General features: G+C 67.9%; 1 protein-coding gene. It reads right to left on the minus strand.

Annotated elements, in window-relative coordinates; genetic code table 11:
• Window positions 1–1,836: discoidin domain-containing protein (locus tag ACWCO3_RS34360; RefSeq protein WP_450014160.1), on the minus strand; the 1,836-nt coding region annotated here is incomplete at both ends.

Here is a 1,836-nt window from a genome sequence, read left to right on the forward strand (position 1 = left end):
TCGCCGCGCCCTCGGTGAGGTGCGGGACGGCCGCCTTGCAGAGCCAGAACATCGCATACAGATTGGTCTTGAGCACCCGGTCGAACTGCTCGGTGCCACCGAGCGAGACGGTGACCATGTTCGTGAAGCGCACGTTCGGGTTGTTGGGTACCTCGAAGGAGCGTTCCGCCACCACCGCGGGGTTGACGTTGAAGTAGCTGTAGCTACCCAGCCCCCACGCCTGGTGGCTGGTCACCGAGTCGGCGACCTTGTACGCGGCGTAGCCCCGGGTCGACCCGTTCATCCACGCGGCCTGGTTGGGCGGGTCGTACGGCAGTTCGTTCTGGTAGAAGTACGTCCGGCCACCGTTGCCGTTCCAGATGGTCTGGTACTTCTGGTAGTGCTCGACGAAGAGGCCGTACATGGTGACGTTGTCGCCGTTGACGGTGAGCCCGGTGTCGGCGGTGTTCAGCGTCCACCCGGTCGGTACGCCGCTGGCGGCGTGGTCGGCCCGCCACAGCCACATGTGGTCGCCGATCACGTTGTCGCTGTTGACGGTCAGCGTGTTGGTGGCCTTGCCGACGTGTGGGCCGCCGATGCGGAAGAACACGTCGTGCAGCGAGGTCGGGTTCGAGGCGTGGCTCGCGGACGAGCCGGATGGCCCGACCTCCATGAGCACCGGCGAGTTCGTGGTGCCGGCCTCGAACATGATGCCGGCGACCTTGACGCCGTCCACGTCGGCCACCCGCATTCCGACGGTGCCGTTGTCGGCCTGGATGGTGGCCAGGCCCAGACCGAGGATCACCGTGTCGGCCCGGTTGACCTGGATCGGCTCGGTGATGCGGTGCACGCCCGGGGTGAAGAGCAGGTGCTTGCCCTGAGTGAGAGCCGCGTTGATGGTGGCGGCGCTGGTGCCGGGCTGGACGACGAAGAACTGCGACAGCGACAGGGACGAGCCGGCCGGCGTCTTGTTGTACCAGCTGGTGCCGGTGGAGTTGGTGCGCAGCGCGGGCACGAACACCCGGTACTCACCGCTGCTCGTCACGTAGAGGAACGGCTTCTCCCGGACCTGCGGGGTCTGGCCGATGACGGTGTGCGACGGGTTGGGGAAACTCGGCGCGGGGGCGCCGGTGACGCCCTGGAAGACCATGTTCCACACCGAGCCGGTCCAGCCGTTGCCGAACTCGCTGTTACGGGAGTACCACTGCTGCTGCGAGCCGGAGACGACCAGCCCGTCGACGCGGGTGTCGGCCATCAGGCCGCCGCTGGACCAGCCGTCGCCGCCGTTCCAGAGCTGGATCTGGTTCTGCGCGCCGCGCAGGTGCATCCGCCGGTACGGGGCGGCCTGGGACACCGCCCAGCGCTCCACGGTCTGCCCGGCGGGCAGGGTGACGGAGAGGTTCTCGGCGGCCCGCCAGAAGTTCTGGGTGGCGTTGCCGCCGAACCAGAACGCCTCGGTGCGGACGTGCCCGTTGAGGTTGACGTCGTCCGGGCTCATACCGAGGCCGGCGACCTGGGTGAAGAAGCCGAGGTTGACGTCGGCGGTGTAGGTGCCGGGCTTGAACAGCACCGCGTAGCGCTGCGGGCCGAACTGGTTGGTCTCCTGCTGGGTGAAGAGCGTGTTCAGTCGACTCTGGATCGTCGACGTGGGCGTGCTCGGGTCGAAGACGAACGTGTTCGACCCGAGGTTGGGGTTGTACGGGTCGGTGGGCGTCACCGGGGGCTCGTTGGTACCGCCGGTCTCGCCGTAGATCTGGAACTCCCAGAGCGAGTAGCCGTAGCCGGTGCCCCGGACGGTGCCGTACATGCGGACGTAGCGGCCGGCGCCGGAGACGGTGAGGTTCTGGGTGCCGCCGG

The organism is Micromonospora sp. NPDC002411 (assembly GCF_053592955.1).